Source organism: Actinosynnema sp. (assembly GCF_052038725.1).
This window is the reverse complement of record NZ_JBQGCX010001141.1, coordinates 1-2,779: the sequence shown is the minus strand read 5'-3', so window position 1 is coordinate 2,779 and position 2,779 is coordinate 1. Positions and strand designations below refer to the sequence as shown.

The following is a 2,779-nucleotide window of genomic DNA, read 5'->3' as shown; positions in this document are numbered from 1 at the left end:
GGCACTCATGCTCGCGGGCTCCGTGCTCGCGGCGGTCCACCACGCCGAGGTGGTGGCGCACCGGGTCGGCGAGCCGTTCGGGTCACTGGTGCTCGCCGTCGCGGTGACCATCATCGAGGTCGCGCTCATCGTGACCTTGATGATCTCCGGTGGGCCCGAGGCCGCCACCCTGGCCAGGGACACCGTCTTCGCGGCGGTGATGATCACCACGAACGGCATCATCGGCCTGTCGCTGCTGCGCGGCGCGCTGAAGTACCAGGTCGTGCCGTTCAACGCCGAGGGCAGCGGCGCCGCGCTGGCCACGGTGACCACGCTGGCCGTGCTGAGCATGGTGGTGCCGACGTTCACCACCGGCGCGGCCGGGCCGGAGTTCACCACGCCGCAGCTGGTGTTCGCCGCGCTGGCCTCGCTCGCCCTGTACGGCATGTTCGTGTTCGCCCAGACGGTGAAGCACCGCGACTTCTTCCTCCCCGTGGACATGGAGGACGAGGCGCCCGTCGACTCCAACGACGAGCACGCCCCGCCGCCGTCCAACCGGGAGGCCTGGACCTCGCTCGGGCTGCTGCTGGTCGCGCTGGTCGCGGTCGTCGGCCTGGCGAAGGTCGAGTCGCCCGCCATCGAGGCCGGGGTGGCCTCGCTCGGGCTGCCGCAGTCCTTCGTCGGCGTGGTGATCGCGCTGCTGGTGCTCCTGCCGGAGACCCTGGCCGCCGTGCGCGCCGCCGGTCGCGGGCGGGTGCAGATCAGCCTCAACCTCGGGTACGGCTCGGCGATGGCCAGCATCGGCCTCACCGTGCCGGTGATCGCGCTGGCCACCATCTGGCTGGACGGTCCGCTCATGCTCGGGCTGGAGGCGACCCAGATGGTGCTGCTGGCCATGACCGTCGTGGTGAGCATGTTGACCGTGGTGCCCGGACGGGCGACGCGGTTGCAGGGCGGCGTGCACCTGGTGCTGCTCGCGGCGTTCCTGTTCCTGGCCGTCAACCCCTGAGGGTCCGCTCGGCCCAGCGGGGCCCCGGCGCCGGTTCCCGGTGCCGGGGCCCTTCGGGTTCTCCGGGCCGAGGGCGGTCCTCGGCGCCGCACTGCCGGGCGGTCCGAGGCACTAGGCTCGGGGCCGCGCGACGCGGTGCGCGGCGCGGGGGACGGGGGTGCCGATGTCGGACCGGGGTGGCGGGTTACCCCAGGGCGGGGCGCTTCGCGCGCTCGACCCCACCAGGGGCGCGGTCCGGTGAAGCTGCTCGCTGCCGGGCGCGACGCGGACGTGTACGCGCTCGACGCCAACCGGGTGCTGCGCCGGTACCGGCGGGGCGGTGACGCCGCCGCCGAGGCGGAGCTGATGGGGCACCTCGCGCGGCACGCGTTCCCGGTGCCCGAGGTGTACCAGGCCAAGGGGCCGAACCTGGTGATGGAGCGGCTGTCCGGGCGGACGCTGCAGGCGGCGCTGCGGGCGGGCGACGCGGAGCCGGGGCTGGCGGGGCGGCTGCTGGCGGACCTGCACGCGCGGCTGCACCGGGTGCCGGGGCGGCAGGGGGACAAGGCGCAGCGGGTGCTGCACCTGGACCTGCGGCCGGAGACCGTGGTGCTCACGCCCAAGGGGCCGGTGGTGGTCGACTGGACGCGCGCGGGGGAGGGGCTGCCCGACCTGGACGTGGCGGCGACCGCGGTGGCGCTGGGGCAGGTCGCGGTGGGCGGGCAGGCGGGGGACGCGGCGCTGGCGCGCGCGGTGCTGCCGGTGTTCCTGGCGGCGGCCGGTGGGAACCCGGTGCGGCTGGTGGAGCAGGCGCTGGCGCTGCGGGGGGCTGATCCGAACCTGACGGTGCGGGAGTCGGTGGACCTGAGCGAGGCCGCTGCGCTGGTGCGGCGGACCTGAGACCTGTCCGGCGGTTGGCCAGGGGTGGGGCGGGCGCCGTGATTCCAATTGATTCCATGACTTCAGTGCTGATCGAAAGCAGACCTCCGGTGGGAGCCCTGGGCTCTGGCGCTGCCCTGAGTGCCGATGCCGCCGGGACGGACCCCGCTGCTTCGGCGCTGGTCCGGCTGGGTGCCGGTGTGCGGCTCGGTGGACCTGTTCCGGGGTGTTCGCCGGGGGCACACTGGGGGTGAGGACTTGGCGCGCTTCCCCCGCGTCGGGCGAGTGGTTCGCCGAGGGTGGGGGGCGCGCGTGTCCGGTGTGCGGGTGGCGCTGGCCGCGGTGGAGCGGGGGTGGCCGGTGATCCCGCTGCGGCCCGGTGGGAAGGCGCCCGTCCTGCGGGACTGGGACCGGCGGGCCACCGCCGACCCCGATCGGGTGCGCGCCTGGTGGGCCCGCGCGCCGTTCAACGTCGGCATCGCCTGCCGGGGGGCCGGGCTGCTGGTGGTGGACCTGGACGTCCCCGGCGGTCGCGAGGTGTTCGAGGGGCTCGGGTCCTGCCCGGTCACCTACCGCGTCGGCACGCCCAGCGGCGGCGAGCACCACTACTTCCGGGCCCCACCCGTCCGGCTCGGCAACTCCGCGGGCCGGCTCGGGCCGCGCGTGGACACCAGGGGCGTCGGCGGGTACGTGGTCGCGGCCGGGTCCGTGGTGCGGGGCGTCCGGTACCGGGTGCTGTGCGACGAGCCGGTGGCCCCCGCGCCCGAGTGGCTGGTCGCCGCCCTCGCACCGGTGCCACGGTTGCCCGCCACGCCTGCGGTCACCCCGTCGTCGCGGCGGATCCGGGCCTACCGGGACGCGGTGGTGGCGGGGGAGGTCGAGCGGGTGCGCGGGGCGCTGCCGGGGACCCGCGCGCACGTGGTGTTCACGGCC

Annotated in this window: 3 protein-coding genes; all 3 read left to right on the top strand. The window is 75.7% G+C overall.

Annotated elements, in window-relative coordinates; translation table 11 throughout:
- Nucleotides 1-988 (top strand): calcium:proton antiporter (locus ACTUAL_RS24045; protein ID WP_440901843.1); only part of this gene is annotated, 988 nt, incomplete at its 5' end.
- A 237-nt stretch (nucleotides 989-1,225) separates the two neighbouring features.
- The gene (locus ACTUAL_RS24040; protein ID WP_096494808.1) at nucleotides 1,226-1,867 is read left to right on the top strand and encodes a phosphotransferase; all 642 of its coding nucleotides are present in this window, start codon (nucleotides 1,226-1,228) and stop codon (nucleotides 1,865-1,867) included.
- 291 nt (nucleotides 1,868-2,158) lie between these two features.
- Nucleotides 2,159-2,779, top strand: a 621-nt coding sequence (locus ACTUAL_RS24035) for a bifunctional DNA primase/polymerase (protein ID WP_440901842.1), incomplete at its 3' end; no start/stop codon positions are given.